This is a genomic window from Pseudorhizobium tarimense (assembly GCF_022968135.1).
Taxonomy (GTDB): domain Bacteria; phylum Pseudomonadota; class Alphaproteobacteria; order Rhizobiales; family Rhizobiaceae; genus Neorhizobium; species Neorhizobium tarimense.
Genome location: NZ_JALJRA010000007.1, coordinates 137,170 through 153,952 on the forward strand (window position 1 = coordinate 137,170; position 16,783 = coordinate 153,952).

At 61.4% G+C, this 16,783-nt stretch carries 16 protein-coding genes and 1 pseudogene; 5 read left to right on the top strand and 12 right to left on the bottom strand.

Translation table 11 applies throughout. The features are described from left to right. Positions 1 to 46: 46 nt before the first annotated feature. Positions 47 to 1,537 (top strand): leucyl aminopeptidase, encoded by a 1,491-nt coding sequence (locus MUU54_RS10145; protein ID WP_247243904.1) that lies wholly within the window; start codon positions 47 to 49, stop codon positions 1,535 to 1,537. 5 nt (positions 1,538 to 1,542) lie between these two features. After that, entirely contained in the window at positions 1,543 to 1,992 is a 450-nt protein-coding gene (locus MUU54_RS10150) for a DNA polymerase III subunit chi (RefSeq protein ID WP_247243905.1), read from the top strand. A gap of 4 nt (positions 1,993 to 1,996) precedes the next feature. Here MUU54_RS10150 and MUU54_RS10155 read toward each other — a convergent pair whose 3' ends face one another. From MUU54_RS10155 to MUU54_RS10165, 3 genes are all read right to left on the bottom strand, one after another. Continuing rightward, on the bottom strand, positions 1,997 to 3,883 hold the full coding sequence (locus MUU54_RS10155) for an ABC-F family ATP-binding cassette domain-containing protein (protein WP_247243906.1): 1,887 nt from the start codon (positions 3,881 to 3,883) through the stop codon (positions 1,997 to 1,999). 71 nt (positions 3,884 to 3,954) lie between these two features. Next, the gene (locus tag MUU54_RS10160; protein ID WP_247243907.1) at positions 3,955 to 4,740 is read right to left on the bottom strand and encodes a ZIP family metal transporter; all 786 of its coding nucleotides are present in this window, start codon (positions 4,738 to 4,740) and stop codon (positions 3,955 to 3,957) included. Positions 4,741 to 4,913: 173 nt separating this feature from the next. Further along, complete coding sequence (locus MUU54_RS10165) at positions 4,914 to 5,423, bottom strand: DinB family protein (protein ID WP_247244016.1); 510 nt, start codon at positions 5,421 to 5,423, stop codon at positions 4,914 to 4,916. Between the two features lie 134 nt (positions 5,424 to 5,557). Here MUU54_RS10165 and MUU54_RS10170 point away from each other — a divergent pair, with 134 nt between their 5' ends. The 3 genes and pseudogenes from MUU54_RS10170 to MUU54_RS10180 all read left to right on the top strand — a co-directional run. Continuing rightward, a complete protein-coding gene (locus tag MUU54_RS10170; RefSeq protein ID WP_239999800.1) occupies positions 5,558 to 6,247 on the top strand; it encodes a glutathione S-transferase family protein in 690 nt (229 codons plus the stop codon). Between the two features lie 78 nt (positions 6,248 to 6,325). Further along, the gene (ndk, locus tag MUU54_RS10175; protein WP_239999799.1) at positions 6,326 to 6,748 is read left to right on the top strand and encodes a nucleoside-diphosphate kinase; all 423 of its coding nucleotides are present in this window, start codon (positions 6,326 to 6,328) and stop codon (positions 6,746 to 6,748) included. Positions 6,749 to 6,878: 130 nt separating this feature from the next. Further along, positions 6,879 to 7,134, top strand: a pseudogene (locus MUU54_RS10180) (IS3 family transposase); the annotation flags it as partial. A gap of 24 nt (positions 7,135 to 7,158) precedes the next feature. On the opposite strand, the gene MUU54_RS10185 reads toward MUU54_RS10180, so the two are convergent. From MUU54_RS10185 to MUU54_RS10225, 9 genes are all read right to left on the bottom strand, one after another. Further along, the gene (locus MUU54_RS10185; protein WP_247243908.1) at positions 7,159 to 8,709 is read right to left on the bottom strand and encodes a sugar ABC transporter ATP-binding protein; all 1,551 of its coding nucleotides are present in this window, start codon (positions 8,707 to 8,709) and stop codon (positions 7,159 to 7,161) included. Next, positions 8,699 to 9,670: a sugar ABC transporter substrate-binding protein gene (locus tag MUU54_RS10190; RefSeq protein WP_247243909.1), complete on the bottom strand. Its 972-nt coding sequence runs from the start codon at positions 9,668 to 9,670 to the stop codon at positions 8,699 to 8,701. Before MUU54_RS10190 ends, MUU54_RS10185 begins: the two co-directional genes overlap by 11 nt. Positions 9,671 to 9,693: 23 nt before the next feature. Further along, positions 9,694 to 10,638 (bottom strand): ABC transporter permease, encoded by a 945-nt coding sequence (locus tag MUU54_RS10195; protein ID WP_247243910.1) that lies wholly within the window; start codon positions 10,636 to 10,638, stop codon positions 9,694 to 9,696. Between the two features lie 5 nt (positions 10,639 to 10,643). Next, a complete protein-coding gene (locus MUU54_RS10200) occupies positions 10,644 to 11,414 on the bottom strand; it encodes an enoyl-CoA hydratase/isomerase family protein (protein WP_247243911.1) in 771 nt (256 codons plus the stop codon). A gap of 7 nt (positions 11,415 to 11,421) precedes the next feature. After that, a complete protein-coding gene (locus tag MUU54_RS10205) occupies positions 11,422 to 12,573 on the bottom strand; it encodes a type 2 periplasmic-binding domain-containing protein (RefSeq protein ID WP_247243912.1) in 1,152 nt (383 codons plus the stop codon). Positions 12,574 to 12,575: 2 nt separating this feature from the next. Continuing rightward, entirely contained in the window at positions 12,576 to 13,769 is a 1,194-nt protein-coding gene (locus MUU54_RS10210) for a CaiB/BaiF CoA transferase family protein (protein WP_247243913.1), read from the bottom strand. Positions 13,770 to 13,801: 32 nt separating this feature from the next. Then, positions 13,802 to 14,596 (bottom strand): SDR family NAD(P)-dependent oxidoreductase, encoded by a 795-nt coding sequence (locus MUU54_RS10215; RefSeq protein ID WP_247243914.1) that lies wholly within the window; start codon positions 14,594 to 14,596, stop codon positions 13,802 to 13,804. Next, on the bottom strand, positions 14,593 to 15,774 hold the full coding sequence (locus MUU54_RS10220) for an aldose 1-epimerase family protein (RefSeq protein WP_247243915.1): 1,182 nt from the start codon (positions 15,772 to 15,774) through the stop codon (positions 14,593 to 14,595). The genes MUU54_RS10215 and MUU54_RS10220 overlap by 4 nt, the downstream gene beginning before the upstream one ends. Before the next feature lie 94 nt (positions 15,775 to 15,868). Continuing rightward, entirely contained in the window at positions 15,869 to 16,783 is a 915-nt protein-coding gene (locus MUU54_RS10225) for a sugar phosphate isomerase/epimerase family protein (protein ID WP_247243916.1), read from the bottom strand.

Here is a 16,783-nt window from a genome sequence, read left to right on the forward strand (position 1 = left end):
AAACGGGGATGATCGGCGCAACGCTAGTACGAGGACCGGAGTGACCATGTCAGTGAACTATAAAATCCATTTTGCAAGCTCGGCGCCGCTCGACCGGGCGCTGGCAATCCTGCTGCAGACGTCCGGAAGCGAACTGCCGGCGGGTATCGGCGAAGCGGACCCTCAAAAGGTCAGCATTCGGGCGGCTGAGATCGCGAACTTCAAGGCGAAATCGATGTCCACTCTGGATGTCATCGCGCCAAATGGCTCCCCTGCGAATCGGCTGGTGGTTCTCGGTCTCGGCAAGCCTGAGGCGATGACCGCGCATGACTGGCTGCGGGCGGGCGGGGCCGCGGCAGGTCAGTTCAAGGCATCCAAGCAAGTGGTTGTTTTCCTTGATGCGCCAGAAGTGGATGTCGGAGCCGAACAGGCCGCCGATTTCGCACTCGGCCTGATGCTGCGCGGCTATAGCTTCGACACCTATAAAACGAAGAAGAAGGACGACGAGGAGAAGCCGCCGGAAACGGTTGCCGTCACCATCGTCACGAGTTGCCATGCAGATGCGCAGAAGCTTCTGGCGGAAGCCGAGGCGGTCGCGGGCGGTGTGGTCCTGGCGCGCGATCTGGTCAACCTGCCGCCAAATGTCTTGGGTCCGGTGGAGTTTGCGGAGAAGGCGAAGGAACTGGAGAAGCTTGGCGCCGAAGTCGAGATCCTGACCGAGAAGGAGATGCAGGAGCTCAAGATGGGTGCCCTTCTCGGCGTTGCCCAAGGGTCCGTTCGGCCGCCGCGGCTTGCGGTCATCCAGTGGAAGGGCGGCAAGGTCGGCGAGGCGCCGGTCGCCTTCATCGGCAAGGGTGTCGTCTTCGATTCGGGCGGCATCTCGATTAAGCCGGGTGCCGGCATGGAAGACATGAAGGGCGACATGGGCGGTGCGGCCGCCGTGACCGGGTTGATGCATGTGCTCGCGGCGCGCAAGGCAAAGGTCAACGCGGTCGGCATTCTCGGTCTTGTCGAGAACATGCCGGATGGCAACGCCCAGCGCCCCGGCGACATCGTCACCTCCATGTCCGGGCAGACGATCGAGATCATCAATACCGATGCCGAAGGTCGACTGGTTCTCGGCGATGCTCTTTGGTACTGCAACGACCGCTTCAAGCCGCGCTTCATGATCAACCTGGCGACGCTCACTGGCGCCATTCTGGTCGCGCTTGGAAACCAGCATGCCGGGCTCTTCTCCAATGACGACGAGCTTTCAGATCGGCTCACATCGGCGGGCGAGGCAACGGGTGAAAAGCTCTGGCGCCTGCCGCTCGGCAAGGAATATGACAAGCTCATCGATTCCAAGTTCGCCGACATGAAGAACACCGGCGGCCGCAACGCCGGAGCCATCACGGCCGCGCAGTTTCTGAAGCGGTTCGTCGGCGAAACACCCTGGGCTCACCTCGACGTGGCCGGCACTGCGATGAACTCACCTTCGACCGAGATCAGCCAGTCCTGGGCCTCCGGTTACGGAGTGCGCCTACTCGACAGGCTCGTGCGCGACCATTACGAAGCCTGATCCAGATGACCGAAGTCCTGTTCTACCACCTGACCGAGTCCAAGCTTGAAGATGCGCTTCCAGCACTGCTGGAAAAGAGCGTCGAGCGCGGCTGGCGGGTAGTGGTGCAGACGGCGGAAGAGGGGCGGCGGGATGATCTCGACGCCCACCTCTGGACCTACCGTGAGGAAAGCTTCCTGCCGCACGGAACGGACGCCACCGATCATGCCTCGGTTCAGCCCGTGCTGATCACGGCGACACCTCAGAACGCCAATGATGCGAGCGTACGTTTTCTTGTCGATGGTGCCGAACCGCCAGCGCTCGCCGCTTACGAGCGGGTCGTCTTCATGTTCGACGGGTATGACGCCTCCCAGCTGGAGAATGCCCGCAGCCAATGGAAACGGCTGAAGGGCGAGGGGCACACGCTGACCTATTGGCAGCAGTCGCCGGAAGGACGATGGGTCAAAAAGGCCTGACGCCTCAGCCTGCCATCGCCTCTTCATACTCCGAAGACAGCATCAGCCACTCTTCCTCGGCCGCGGAAAGCTTTGCGGCCGCCTCTCCCCGCTCCTTCGCCTTGGCGGCAGCTTTGGCCGGCGCCTTCTCGTAGAGCATCGGATCTGCAAGCTCTGCATCAAGCGCCTGAATCAGCTTCTCAAGCTTAGCGGTTAAGGATTCGATCTCGTTGATCTTTTTCTTCAGCGGCGCGAGCGAGGCGCGCTTCTCCGCGTTCGCTTTCCGCTGGTCGGCCTTGTTTGCGGGTTCTTCCGCAGAACCGTGCGTCTTGTCGTCCTTCTTGCGACCGGCTGCGATGATCAGGTCGCGATATTCGTCGAGGTCGCCCTCGAATGGCTTCACGGTTCCTTCATTGACGAGCCACAGCCGGTCGACGGTCGCCTCGATGAGATGCCGGTCGTGGGAGATCAGGATCACGGCGCCGTCATAATCATTGAGCGCCTCGATCAGTGCCCGGCGGCTGTCGATGTCCAGGTGATTGGTCGGCTCGTCGAGGATCAGGAGGTTCGGGGCGTGAAACGTCGCAAGCCCCATCAGCAGGCGCGCCTTCTCGCCGCCGGAAAGATCCTTGGCAGCCGTTGCCATCTTCTCCGTCGCAAGTCCCATCTGCGCCACCCGCGCCCGCACCTGCGCCTCGCCCGCCTGCGGCATCAGCCGGCGCACGTGATCCACCGGCGTCTCGTTGGGGATTAGGTCGTCCAGCTGGTGCTGGGCGAAGAAACCGATCGAGAGCGAGGGCGCGAGCTTCATCTCACCCGCTTCCGGCTGCAGCCGGCCGGAGATCAGCTTGGCGAAGGTCGACTTGCCGTTGCCGTTGGAGCCGAGCAGTGCGATGCGGTCGTCATTGTCGATCCGCAGGCTGATGCTTTTCAGGATCGGCTTGCCGGGTTGGTAGCCGACAGCACCCTTGCTGAGCGCGATGATCGGCGATGCCGGCTGCTTTTCCGGCTTCGGAAACTGGATCGGCTGGACATGGTCCTCGATAACGGCCGCCACCGTCCCCATACGCTCCAGCGCCTTCACGCGGCTCTGCGCCTGCTTCGCCTTTGAGGCTTTCGCCTTGAACCTGTCGATGAAGCTCTGCAGATGCTTGCGGGCCGCTTCGTTCTTAGCCTTGGCCTTCATCTGCAATTCGTCTGCTTCCGCCTTCTGCCGCTCGAAACTGTCGTAACCGCCGCGGTAGAAGGTCAGCTTCTTCTGGTCGAGATGGATGATCGAGTTGACGGCGTTATTCAGAAGGTCCCGGTCATGGCTGATGATGATCACCGTGTACGGGTAGCGCCGGACGTAGTCCTCCAGCCACAGCGTGCCTTCAAGGTCCAAATAATTCGTTGGCTCGTCGAGAAGCAGCAGATCCGGCTCCGCAAAAAGCACAGAGGCAAGCGCCACGCGCATGCGCCAGCCGCCGGAGAAGGAGGAGGCGGGCCGCAGCTGCGCCTGAGCATCGAAGCCAAGCCCGGCGAGAATGCTGGCCGCGCGCGCTTCCGCCGAATGGGCGTCGATGTCCACCAGCCGCATCTGGATCTCGGCGATGCGGTTGGGATCCGTCGCGACCTCGGCTTCCTTCAGGAGCGCCGTCCGCTCCTTGTCGGCAGCCAGCACGATGGAGATCAGGGATTCCTCGGTCCCGGGCGCTTCCTGTGCCACCTGTCCGATGCGGGCATTCTTGGGGATGGAAACCGATCCGCTCTCGGCTGCAAGGTCACCAGTGATGACGCGAAACAAGGTGGACTTGCCGGCCCCGTTGCGTCCCACAAGCCCGGCTTTCGTGCCGGGCGGCAGCGACACGCTGGCATGGTCGAGGAGGAGTCGGCCGGCGACGTGGGCGGAGAGGTCAGTGATCGTGATCATGGCGCGGGTTTTGGCCGATCTTCGGCATCAAGGCAATACGCGCCAACAGCCAGCGGTCGCGTGCAGCTTCGCTAGCCGAGCCACACGTCGAGGAAGAGCATGATCACCAACCCGATCGCCAGACCAAAGGTTGCCTGCTTCTGATGGCCGCTGCGATGGGTCTCGGGAATGATCTCGTGGCTGATGACATAGAGCATGGCGCCTGCCGCAAAGGCGAGGCCCCAGGGCAGCAGCGGCTGAGAAATGCCGACGAGGCCGGCACCCAGCAGCCCTCCCAGCGGTTCGACAAGCCCCGTCAAACCGGCGATGACGAAGGCTCTCCACTTGCTGTAGCCCTCGCCCAGCAGGGAAACCGCCACCGCCAGTCCCTCGGGCGCGTTCTGGAGGCCGATGCCCGTCGCGAGTGGAAGTCCACCCTCAAAGCCATGAGCGCCGAAGCCGACACCAACCGCCAGCCCCTCTGGCATGTTGTGGATCGTGATCGCGATGATGAAGAGCCAGATCCGCCTGAGCGATGCGGCCTCAGGGCCCTCGCGACCGCTCTTGAAATGCTCGTGCGGCAGAAATTCATTCATTAGGGCGACCGTCGCCATGCCGAGCAGAATTGCAGTGCAGGCGATTGCGGCTGGGATAGCACCGGCGCCGAACTGTCTCTCGGCAGCATCGAGCGCAGGGATGATCAGGGAAAAAAACGAGGCCGACAGCATGACGCCGGCAGCAAAGCCGAGCGACAGATCGCGCAACGCGCCGCCCGGACGTCTGCCAAACAGGACGGGGACTGCACCCAGCGCCGTACACGATCCGGCGGCTAGACTGCCGAGCGTGCCCAGCAGGAGCGGAGACATGTCTTCAGCCATCGTGGTTTCTCAGCTCTCCCGTCAGATCCTCGACCGCGTTGGGCATGGCTGCACTCAGGCGAGCGCCAGCGCCCCACCGTCCGCTCAGGCTGGGAAAGCCAATGGCAAGGCATATTGTTCCCGCTCAGGGAACCTCCGCGGGAACCGAAAGCAGAGGGGGCACCGCCCATTCCCTACGTCCACTGCCGCCCCTCGGCGCGCAGGAAGTAGATGAGATCGAGGATGAGCGAGGGCTTTCCAAGCGAGGTCAGGATCATGTGCACCTGCCCGCGATGGTGTGTCTGGTGGTTGAACACATGAGAAAGCACCGGGCCGAGCGGCTGCGTGATGACGGTCGGATTGCTGATCGGACTGTAGCTGAAGGGCTGTGCCAGTTGCTCTTCTGTCAGCGTGCCGACCCAGTCGATGAGCCTCCGGTCTTCGGCCTCACGCGCCTCGCGCAGCGCGACGAAGTCGTCGAAGAGGATTGCGTCCAGCGCCTCTGGAGCAGTCCCCGACCCTGTCATTCGCTTGAGCCAGATACGGTCGGCAGTCAGAAGATGGTTGAGCGTCCGGTGGGCCGAGCCGAAGAAGGCTCCCTTGTCTGCCCGGTACTCCTCGTCGGACAGAGAGGCGCAGGCTTCGTAGACAAGCGCGTTGGCCCAGCGGTTGTAGTCGGCGAACATCTGGAAGTGGCGGTGCATCGGAAACCTCCTGTGGATCAGCGCCATCATATCGGCGAAGATTACCGGCGTGTGTGATGCCATTTATGAATTTTGCTGATTGGATTTGCGCCGTGCGAACAGCCACAATGGCATTTCATGATCGGGAGCTTTGAATGACAAGAGTACTCTATTCCCTCTGCGGCAAGGATGAGACGCGGCCCTTTTCTCCGCATTGCTGGAAGGTGTCGCTGGCGCTTGCCCATAAGGGGCTGGATTATGTCGAGCGACCCTATCCTTTCACGGCCATCCCGACCATCGAGGACGGGTTTTCCAAGACGGTGCCGATCCTTCGCGACGGCGACCGCCTCGTCCGCGACAGCTTCGACATCGCGCTCTACCTCGAAGAAACCTATCCCGATCACCCGACGCTTTTCGGCGGGGAGGGGGGCAAGGCGCTATCGCGGTTCGTGGAAAGCTTCTCGCAGATGATCCTCCACATGCCGGTCACCAAGATGGCGATCATGCACATCCATGATATGCTGGACGAAGGCGATCAGGCTTATTTCCGCCAGAGTCGATTGGAGCGCCTCGGGAAATCGATTGAGGAGGTCGCGGCCGAGGGTGAGGCGGAGCGCGCCGCCTTCGCAGCCCGCCTGGAGCCGGTGCGCCGGACGCTCCACTTCCAACCCTATCTCGGTGGCGAACGGCCGCTCTTTGCCGATTACATCCTGTTCGGTGCGCTCCAATGGATGCGGGTAACGGCAGGAACGCCGCCCTTGGCCGAAGACGATTCGGTGATGCAGTGGTTCGAGCGCTGCCTTGACCTCTACGACGGGCTCGGACGCCGTGTGACAGCCGCGTGAAATTGCCCGAACCCCCTTGTTTCCAAAGCGATGGGCGGGTAAAGACCGCCCACTTTCTCAGGAACAAGGAATTAAACGATGGCGATTGAACGCACGTTTTCGATGATCAAACCGGACGCCACCAAGCGCAACCTGACGGGCGCCATCACCAAGGTGTTCGAAGACAACGGCCTGCGCGTCGTTGCATCCAAGCGCGTCTGGATGAGCAAGCGCGAAGCGGAAGGCTTCTATGCCGTTCACAAGGAGCGTCCCTTCTTCGGTGAGCTGGTTGAAGGCATGACCTCCGGGCCGACTGTCGTTCAGGTCCTGGAAGGCGAGAACGCCATCCTCAAGAACCGCGAAATCATGGGCGCCACCAACCCTGAACAGGCTGCCGAAGGCACGATCCGCAAGACCTTCGCCCTTTCCATCGGCGAAAACTCGGTTCACGGCTCCGACGCTCCGGAAACCGCAGCCCAGGAAATCAAGTACTGGTTCTCCGACACCGAAATCGTCGGCTGATATAGCCATTCGAATTTGAAGAGAGCCGGCCATCGCGCCGGCTTTTTCATGTCGGGCTCACCGGTCTTAGTTCGGCCGCCTTGGCGACGCGCACGCTGAACAACTCCTTCGGAAAGTCGTCATTGCACTTTATTCAGAGCGGCTGGCAGAAGCGGGCATAAAGCCATCTGTCGGAAGGGTAGGTGACAGCGACGACAACGCGCTCGCCGCTTGATCAACGGCCTTTCAAAAGCCGAGGTCATCGATCCACGTGGGCAGTGGCGTGACGCCGAAGCGTCGAGTTCGCTACTCTGGAATGGGTCGACTGGATCAATCACCGGCGAGTTTTGCAACCCATCGGCAACATACTGTCAGCCGAAGCCGAGCAGTTCGGACCTAACCAATGAAGATGCCAGTCACTTTGGTAACCATCAATGCTCCATGAATGCCATCGTCAGGATCCGGTCCTCGCTCATCTCCTCGCGTGATAGGATGCCGGCAAGCCGCCCCTTAGACAGGATCGCTACCCTGTCGCACAGTGCCAGGATCTCCGGGACCTCCGACGACGCCATCAGCACGGTCAGTCCTCGCTCAGCTTCCCGCGCGACGATCTCATAAAGATCCGATTTGGCGCCGACATCCACACCGTGGGTTGGCTCGTCCAGAAGCAGGATGCTTGGGTCGACCATCAATGCACGCGCAAAGACTACCTTTTGCTGATTGCCACCTGAAAGCGTCGAGATCGGTTGGGTGTCGCGCGCCATGCGGATGCCCAGCCGATCTCGATAATCCTCCATACGCGTCACATCCCCTCTAAGATCCGAAAAGAGCCTGCCGGAGAAACGGCGCAGGCTGCTGATCGCCGCATTGTCGCGGACGGAGTGCTGCGGCAGAATTCCGGCAGTCTTTCGGCCTTCCGGCACAAGCGCAATGCCATTTCTGACTGCCGCGCTTGGATCGCGGTGGCTCACCGGGGTGCCGAAAAGCGCAATCTTGCCTGAGGCGAGCGGCCGTGCACCATGGATCACCTCGAGAAGCTCCGTTCGGCCGGCGCCTACGAGTCCGAAGAGACCCATAATCTCGCCTTTGCGCACTTCAAGGCTGATGTCTTCCAGATGATCGCGATCGCGGACGCGCTGCAATGAGAGCGCCACGGTTTTGTCAGGGATCTGCCGCTCCCGATACTCGTAGATTGCCGGCTTGCCGGTCATGTCGGTGATCAGCTGCTGGCGCGTGGTTTCAGCCGGGCGTCGCTCGCTGACGATTGCGCCATTCCTCAGCACGACGAGGCGGTCGCAAAGTTTGAGCACCTCCTCCAGTCGATGGGTGATGAAGATGATAGCGGTCCCAGCCGCGCGGGCGGCGCGTACATAGGCGAAGAACCCTTCGACTTCATGCGGCGTCAGCGACGATGTCGGCTCGTCGAGGATCAGCAGGCGTGGATTGCGACCAGCCGCCTTGGCGATCTCGATGAGCTGCTGTTCGCCGGCACGCAGAGTCCCCGCCTCATGTCGGGGATCAATGCCACCTGCGCCGACACGGTTGAGCAGCGCGACAGCCTCGTCGCGCATCTTTTGAAAATCGACAAAACCTGCCCTTGTCTTCGGCATGTGGCCGAGATGAAGGTTTTCCGCGACAGTTAGTGCGCCGATGACCGAAAGTTCCTGATGCACAAAGCTTATGCCAGCCTCGATGCCATCCAAGACGGTATTAAAGTGCGTCGGCTGGCCGTGCATCTCAACGGTGCCGGCATCGGGCTGGAGCCCTCCGGACAGGATATGCATCAAGGTCGACTTGCCGGCGCCATTCTCACCGAGCAGCCCGACGACCTCACCGGGATAGAGATCGAGATCCGCAGAATGCAGCACGACGTTGCCGGCAAAGCTCTTGGCGATGCCTCTGGCCCGCAGGAGTGGTCCAGAGGGTAAGATGCCGGCAACGGGTTCGTTGCCGGCAGTGGAGGTCTTTCCGTTACTGTACATCTTGGGGCGTCAGAAGCTTGCCAACAACGGGGATGACCTTCGACGGTGGCTCAGTGCCGTCAACAAGGTAGTTGTAAAGCATTACGCTGGCATCAAGCGCCTGCTGGTAGGGCGCCTGGTCGAGCAGACCGACCATCTCGCCAGTCTTAAGATACTGCATGTTATCTGGCGTATGGTCAAAGCCGACAACGCCGACCTTGCCGGTGAGCCCGAGGTCCTTGACGGCTTTGGCTGCGCCGAACGGGCCGCCGGCGGTCACATAGACCATTGAGAGATCCGGATTTGCGGTCATCATGTCTTGTACCAGCGAATAGGCGGACTCGGCCTTATCCTTGTTCTCGAACGGTCCGACGATCTCGATCTGCGGATAGTTGGCCTTCAAGAAGTCGAGCGCGCCGTTCATCCGCTGTGTATGCTGGGTCGCACCAAAATAGCCCGTGATCACACCAAGCTTGCCCTTGCCATCCATTTTCTTGGCGATGTATTCGCCGATCTGCTTGCCGGCTGAGGTGGCGTCCTGGCCCATGAAAGCAAGTCGATTTGACGGCGTGGCACCTTCTGCGACGATGTTGAATACCGGCACACCTTCATCGGTCGCCTCGTCAATGATGCGTGCCGTGCCGTCGAAGATTGGAACGACAACAATGCCGTCGTACTGCTTGGCCAGCGCTCCCTCAATCCCGGCGACAACGGCCTCGGCCGAAAGCTCGTTACCGAGATCGACAAAATCGACCGTGGCATTGAACTTGGAGAGATAGTCATTGGCTGCCTCGGCGCCTTCGGTCACGGGCGTCCAGAACGGGTTGTTCTGGAACGACAGGAAGGCGATCTTGATCGGGCCCTTGGTGTTTTCCACCGCAGCGACGGTTCCACCTTCCGGCGCCTGTGCCGCCGCCGGCATCGCGAATGCAATCGTGGCTGCTGCCACAAATGCCAGGGATCTAAAAGTCTTCAATAGCATGTCATTTCTCCTCCACCTTGAAATCAATCGTCGTCGCCGCGGCGCTGGAGACCGTCCAAGCCAACTGCGAAGATGATTACGAGCCCCTTGGTCACCACCTGCCAATAGGCGGAGATGCCAAGTAGTACGAACGCGTTGTTGAGCAGCGCCATGAGCAGTGCACCGATGATCGAGCCACGGCCGCCACTCAGTGCCGTTCCTCCTAAGATTACGGCAGCGATGACGTCGAGCTCGTACCCCACCCCAAGATTGGGATCGGCACTGGCGAGATTGCCTGCAAGGATCAGTCCACCGAGCCCGGCGAGCAGCCCGCTGAGCGCAAAGACAAACAGCCGAATGGAGCGTATGTTGACGCCGGCAAGGCGTGACGCCTTGGGATTGTCGCCGATCGCATAGATCTCGCGGCCGGTCACCGTCTTGACGGCAAAGATGTGCACGATAATCGCGAGCACGATCATGAGCAGAAATGAGACCGGGATATTATAGATGCGGCCGGCGCCGACGAACTCGGCGAAGCCGCCAAATGGCAGCGGAATACCGCCAGTCAGCAACAACGCAATGCCGCGAGCGACCGACAGGGTACCGAGCGTCGCAATAAAGGGATTGATCCGCAAGCGCGTATAGAGCAGACCATTGACAACGCCGCAGGCAAGGCCGGTCGCAAGGCCGCCGAGCAAGCCGATCGTCTCGCTACCGGTGTCGCGCATCAGTATCGCCCCAACCACGGCGGACAGGCCGATGACAGAACCCACGGAGAGGTCGATGCCGCGGGCGATGATGACCAGCGCCTGACCCAGCGCCACGATGGCGACAACTGAGGCCTGCCGGCCGACGTTGAGGAGGTTGCGCGGCTCAAGGAAGTAATCACTGGCGAACGCCAGATAGATCGCCACCGCCGCTAGCATCACGAGTACCGACGCTTCGCGATGTTTTGCGAGGTCACGGACTATGGAAAGGCTCTGGCTCATCCGGGTCACCGCCGTTTAAACACTGGTTGGCGTTTTTCCTTGAATGCTGCGCGACCCTCGGCTGCATCGGCGGTAGCAAAGCAGATCGTCTGCAGGTCGCGCTCGTACTCGATCGCCTTGTCGAGCGGCATCGAGACGGCGGCCTTGAGGTTAGCCTTGGCGGTTTCTGCCGCGATCGGGGCGCGCTCGGCAATAGCCTGCGCAATCGTGCGAGCGCGGTCCATCAGATCCGTCTGCGGCACAACCTCGCTGACGAGGCCCCAGGCCAGCGCCTTCTCCGCCATGATCGGATCGCCGGTCATCAGCATCAGCGCGGCGTTGGAGGCGCCGATCGAATGCATCAGATGCGCGGCCATGCCGCCGCCGCCGATCCAGCCGAGCTTGATTTCTGGTGCTGCGAACTGTGCGTTATCAGAAGCGATGCGGATATCGCAGGACATCGCGGTTTCAAGCCCGCCGCCGAACGCGTAGCCGTTAACCGCGCAGATCGTCGGTTTCAGAAGTGCGCGGAAGGCGTCGCAATAGTCTGGGCGGTTGCGGAACTGCCAGGGGGTCTCATAGGTATCGAGCTCCTTGATATCGGAACCGGCACAGAAGGACCGCTCGCCGGCCCCCGTCAAGATGACGCAGCGGATGGTGTCGCTGTCATTGCATTGATCCACCGCGGCAACGATTGCATCGGCCATTTCAGGCGTGACCGCATTCAGCTTCTGCGGGCGGTTGAGCGTGATGGTGGCGATGGCGCCGTCTACGGTGAAAAGGATATCCTGTGTCATAGTCGTCCTACCTCTCGCCGCCCTTGGTGCCGCGATGATCTGCATAAAGCGCCTGCAGACGGTCGATCACGTTGCGGGCCGGAGTATTTTCAAGGAATGCCTCGCGCAGCAGCGCTGATGCCTTGGCCTGGAAGGCGATGTAGCCGTTGTGGCGCGGGCGCACATAGGCCTGCTCCAGCGTATCGGCGGTGTTGGAATAGAACCCGCCCCAGCGGGCATTCACCCCGGGATTATGCCAGGCTTCTCGCCGAGACGGCTGGCCATCATGGCTGGGGATGAAGCCGATTTGCGCCTCCGCGCTCATCAGCCATAGAAGGTGCCGCTTCAGGGCGGGCGTCACTTCGCAGCGGCGCGAGATGCCGATGCCGGTGCCGCCGAGCGTCGACCCCGGACGTCCGCCGATTTCCAGCCGCGGCGCGTTGTGGAAGGCAACTGGCCTGCCTCTTTCGGGTGCGGCATAGTTCACATAGCCATAGATCAGCGGCACCAGTGCCACGTCATAATGGGTTGCCATGTGACCGAGGATGCCGATCGGGTTCAGGTCGCCAACAACATGCGGGCTGCGAGCGGCAAGTTCGTTCAACAGGTCGTAGACCTCGACCCCAACTTGCTCCGAGACCAGAAGATCCGGATCGCGTTCGGCCGGCGGTTCGCCAAATGCGACGGCAATCGACAGGAAGGAAAGTGCCGCATGCGGGCCGGCCAGCGACAGCGCCACCTTGCCGGTCTCTTGCGACAGCATCAGCACCTCGTCCCACAGGACCGGAGCGGGGCCATCGAGAAGGTCGGCACGCACCGCCATCACCTGCGTTGCAGCGTCAAGCGGCAGCGCCCAGTGATGGCCGGCGAAGCGGTAGCTGCTGAGGGAAGGTCCGATGCTCTCGGCACTCAGCAGATTGATTGTCGCCTCGTCGAAAATGTCCTCCAGCGGTTTCAGGCAATTGGCATCCACCGCCTCGCCGACATGGGGATGATCAAGGACGACGAGGTCGTAGCGGGCGCAGAGATCCGCGATGGGGTGAGACTCAAAGCCTTCGAGCGGCTGCTTGTCCCATTCAATCGCCAGGCCTCCTTCCGCCAACTCCGGAAGGCGGGCTGCTGCGGCAAGCGCATTGTAGCCGCGCGGATGATCCCAGGTCAGCGCCTTTAGGGTTTGCATGGTCACGCCTCTCCGGCCTTGACCGCACCGGCCTTTTCGAGCGCGCCGATGTGGGCGTCATCATAGCCGATATCCTTCAGCACCTCGCGCGTGTGCTCGCCGACCAGCGGCGCCCCGCGCTCGATCACCGAGGGCGTCTTGGAGAACTTGATCGGGAAGCCCGGCGTCTTCACCCGACCCTCTGTCGGATGGTCATACTCGACAAAGGTGCCGTTGTGCTTGATCTGCTCGTCCTCGACCAGATCTGCATAGCCATAGACCGGGCCGCACCAGATGTCGGCGGCGCGCATCAGTTCAAGCCATTCGGCCGACGTCTTGGTCTTTAGCTTCTCGCGGGTCTTGGCGAAGATTTCATCGCGGTTCTCCCAGGTATCAACCTCGTCCACCATTGTAAGGAAGCTCTCCTCGCCGATCACCTCGCCCAGCGTCTTGAGCTTTGGGAAGGCAACGGTGATGTAACCATCGCTGGTGGCGAAGGCTCCGTAGGGCGCGCGGATGTAAACATGCGCGTGAGGTTCGGCAGAGCGCTGCTGCGGCTTGTTGCCGATGGTGAAGACCGAAAGCTCCTGCATCTGGAGCGTGGTGATTGCATCCAGCATGTTGACCTGCACCAGCTGGCCTTCGCCGGTGCGCTCGCGGTGGAACAGCGCGGCCAGCGCGCCCTCGAACGCGGTGTAGGCGGTGACGGCATCGACCAGATATTGGCCGGCCGCTGTCGGCGCCTCGCCGGCGCGACCCGCCGATAGCATGGCGCCGGACATGCCCTGCAGGACAAGGTCTTGGCCGGGGCGGTCAATGTAGGGACCTTCCTCGCCGTAACCGGACATCGACACGTAGACGAGGCGAGGATTAATCCTCGAGAGGGTCTCGTAGTCGACGCCGAGGCGCTTGGCGACGCCAGGGCGATAGTTCTGCAGGAAGATGTCGGCGGTCTTGACCAGATCGAGCAGAACCTGCCTGCCGTCAGCCGACTTGAGGTCGACCGCAAGCGAGCGCTTATTGCGGTTCAGCGACAGGAAGGAAACGTTGACCTTATTGCCGCCCGCTCCACCGGCCGAAACATGGCGCTGCCATTCGCCGGTCACCGGTTCCACCTTGATCACGTCAGCGCCCAGATCACCAAGACGCTGGGCCGCGAAAGGGCCGGCCATGGCGATCGAGCAGTCGAGAACGCGAACTCCGTTGAGAATACCCATTTATTATCAGGTCCTTGTGGTAACGAAAATCCTCAGTGCATCACCCAGCCGCCATCGACATTCAGGGTCTGGCCGGTGATGAAGCCTGCAGCATCGGAAATCAGAAAGGTCAGGGCGTTGGCTATGTCCTCCGGGCTGCCGCGCCGCTTGACGGCCTGGTGGTCCAGCACGAAGCGTGTGTAGCTTTCGGGGTCCGGGTGGATCTTCTCGGCATCGGTCGGGAAGGCGCCGGGAGAAACGGCGTTGACGGTCACCCCATAGGCGCCGAATTCGCGGGCCCAGGCGCGGGTCAATCCTACCAGCGCGCCCTTGGACTGCACATAGGGGGCAAGATGCGCCCAGCCGCCATAGACGGTAACGCTGGCAATGTTGACGATGCGGCCCCAGCCCTTTTCGCGCATGTGTGACAGGGCCGACTGAACGCAGACGATACCAGCATCCACATTGACGCGCTGGACCGCCTGGAATTCCTCGATCGTATAGTCCTCGAAATTCTTGGACGGGTAGATCGCTGCGTTGTTGATGACGATGTCGAAGCCGCCGACCTCGGCAGATACTGCATCCAGTTCGGCGCGGAGGCTCTTGAGGTCGGAAAGATCGCAGGCCCGCACGGTGAGCTCCTTGAGATTCTCGCGCGCGGCCGCGGCAAGCAAGTCCTCGACCTTCTCCGGATTGTTGTCTAGGGCGACGACTTTGGCGCCGGCTCTGAGAAAACTCAGTGTCGTGACCATGCCGAGCCCGCCGGCCGCACCGGTATATAGGATGACCTTGCCCGCGATGGACATCGCCGATTTCGCTCCCTTGCCTGTTGGAATCTGCATGTTCATCCGCGCCCCCCGATCGGAATGTGATTGCCGCTCGGCTGCGGAAATTCCTCATCCGGCTGGCCGGAGAGCGCGCGGATGCGCTTTTCGGTTGCGGCTATGGCGGCATGGTCGGTGAGGATGCGGAAAGTGCTTTCGTAGCGGCGCTCGTCGCCATGCTCGAGCCAGATCAACTCGCCACGCTCGCGTGCCGCAGTGTGGCCCAGCACATGGTTGGTAGATGGCTCGATGCCCAGCGCATACTGACCTGCCTGCAGGTTCTGCCATTCGTACATGCAGGGGAACTGGTCCTTGCACGTCACGACCTCAAAGCCGATGCCGAGCTCGTCATTGACGAGCGCCACCGGTACTTCACCATTGCTGTCGGCAGCCATTTCGTGCTGCCAGACCTGCTCGTGGAAATTCATCTGCGGCATCGGCATAGTGCGGTAGCCGACGCCCTGCTTGCGATAGTCGTCACCCGCATGGGCGGCCCAAACGACGTCCTTCAGCGGCGCGAGGTAGCGCGAGTTTTCCGCCAGCACCGGGTGCCCGACATTAATGTGGTAGCAATACATATGCGGCGTCTTGTAGAAGCCGCGGTTGACCACCCGGTCGGTCAGCCGGATGTCGTTGGTGCCGGCCTTGATCTCAATGCGGCGGGTGAGTTCAAGATGCTCGCCGAACACCGTGCCCTGTGTGACGACGCCCTCGCACCAGAGAATGCAGTCGTCGCCGCGCCATTCCTCGCCATAGCCGCAGAGCTTGCCGGGGATGGTGGCAATGCGCCCATGCAGCGAATGGCTGATGGTCTTGCGCGGGCCATAAACATAGGTGTCGCCCGGCTCGTCGTTCATGAACAAAATATGGTCGAGGCCGCAGGTCACCATGAGGCCGGAGAAGGAGCGCAGCCAGGCTAGCCCGCCTTCGCCCTCGTACTCGGCAAGACCTGGATGCTTGAACCCGGCAGGCGAATTCCAGCCGACCGCCATGCCACGATATTCGCAGTCGGCAATGTCGAAGGCGCGATCGATCAGCACCGTGAAGCGCAGGCCGGTGCCGGAGCGGAATTCCAGCATCCGGATGCCACGCTCGACCCCGTCTTCCAGCCTCATCAGCCGCACGCCGGCAAATTGCGAAAAGGCACCCGCACGGGCAGCGATGTCGCGGCGCGACAACGCCTTTCCATAGAGTTCGACCATGCTCTTATTCCTGTCATATGCCGGGCGTCTGAGGCCGGCTCTCATGCATTTGGCTGGGTGTGGCCGGGTCAAGCCCCGGCCACAGTTGGGAGGATCAGAGCCCGAGAGCGCGCAGCTTGCCGTCGAGGAATTTCTTCGCCCGCGGCACGTCGCTCTCGTCGAGATGCTCGATTATCATCGGGATGTTCGGATGCTTCTTGGCGAGCCGTTGTAGATAGAGATCGTAGTTCAGCGCTCCGAGGCCTGGCGCCGGCAGTTCGATCTCGCCGACGCCACGGAAGGTGTGGCTTTCCAGCGCATCGGCATCGCCGATATCGGCATGTTTTTCGGTCTTGTCGTCGCCCGAGCGCCTAACGTCCTTGGCATGACCGATCTTGATCTTGTCCTGCAGCGTATCGAACACCTGGTTGAGGATCTCGTCCATGCGGTCGATATTGTGCGTCTCGAAATAGTTGGTCGGGTCCATCAGCAGGCCGAGTCCAGGGTGATCGACTTGAGCGAACATCTTCACCGTTTCCTCGACGGAGCCGACGACGTTGTTCACATAGGTTTCGAGTAGGAACACCGCACCGTGGTCATAGGCGAACTGGCTGAGGTCGGCGATGACCTTACGGCATTCCTCAAAACCTTCCTCGGTCTTGTTCTTGGGGTGATGCACCCAGTCAGAATCGGTGTTGTAGGTGCCCGTCTCGGAGATCACGTAGGGGGTGCCAAGATACTGTGCGTGGGCGATGATTTCCTTGAGGTAGCCGACCCGGCGCTCGCGCTCGGCCTTGTCCGGATGGATGATGTTGGTGTAGCCGGAAATGCAGGAGATCGGCAGGTTGTGGTCGCGGAACGTTTCGCGAATGCGGACGCATTTGTCCTTGGTGATCTGACCTGCCGAGAGATCGATATCCTTGAAGTGCATATCGAGCTGGACAGTGTTGAAATCCAGTGCGCGGATCTTCTGTGCGGTCTCCTCCAGACCATAGGGGAAGTAGCCCGAGAAAATGCCAGTCTGCATCAT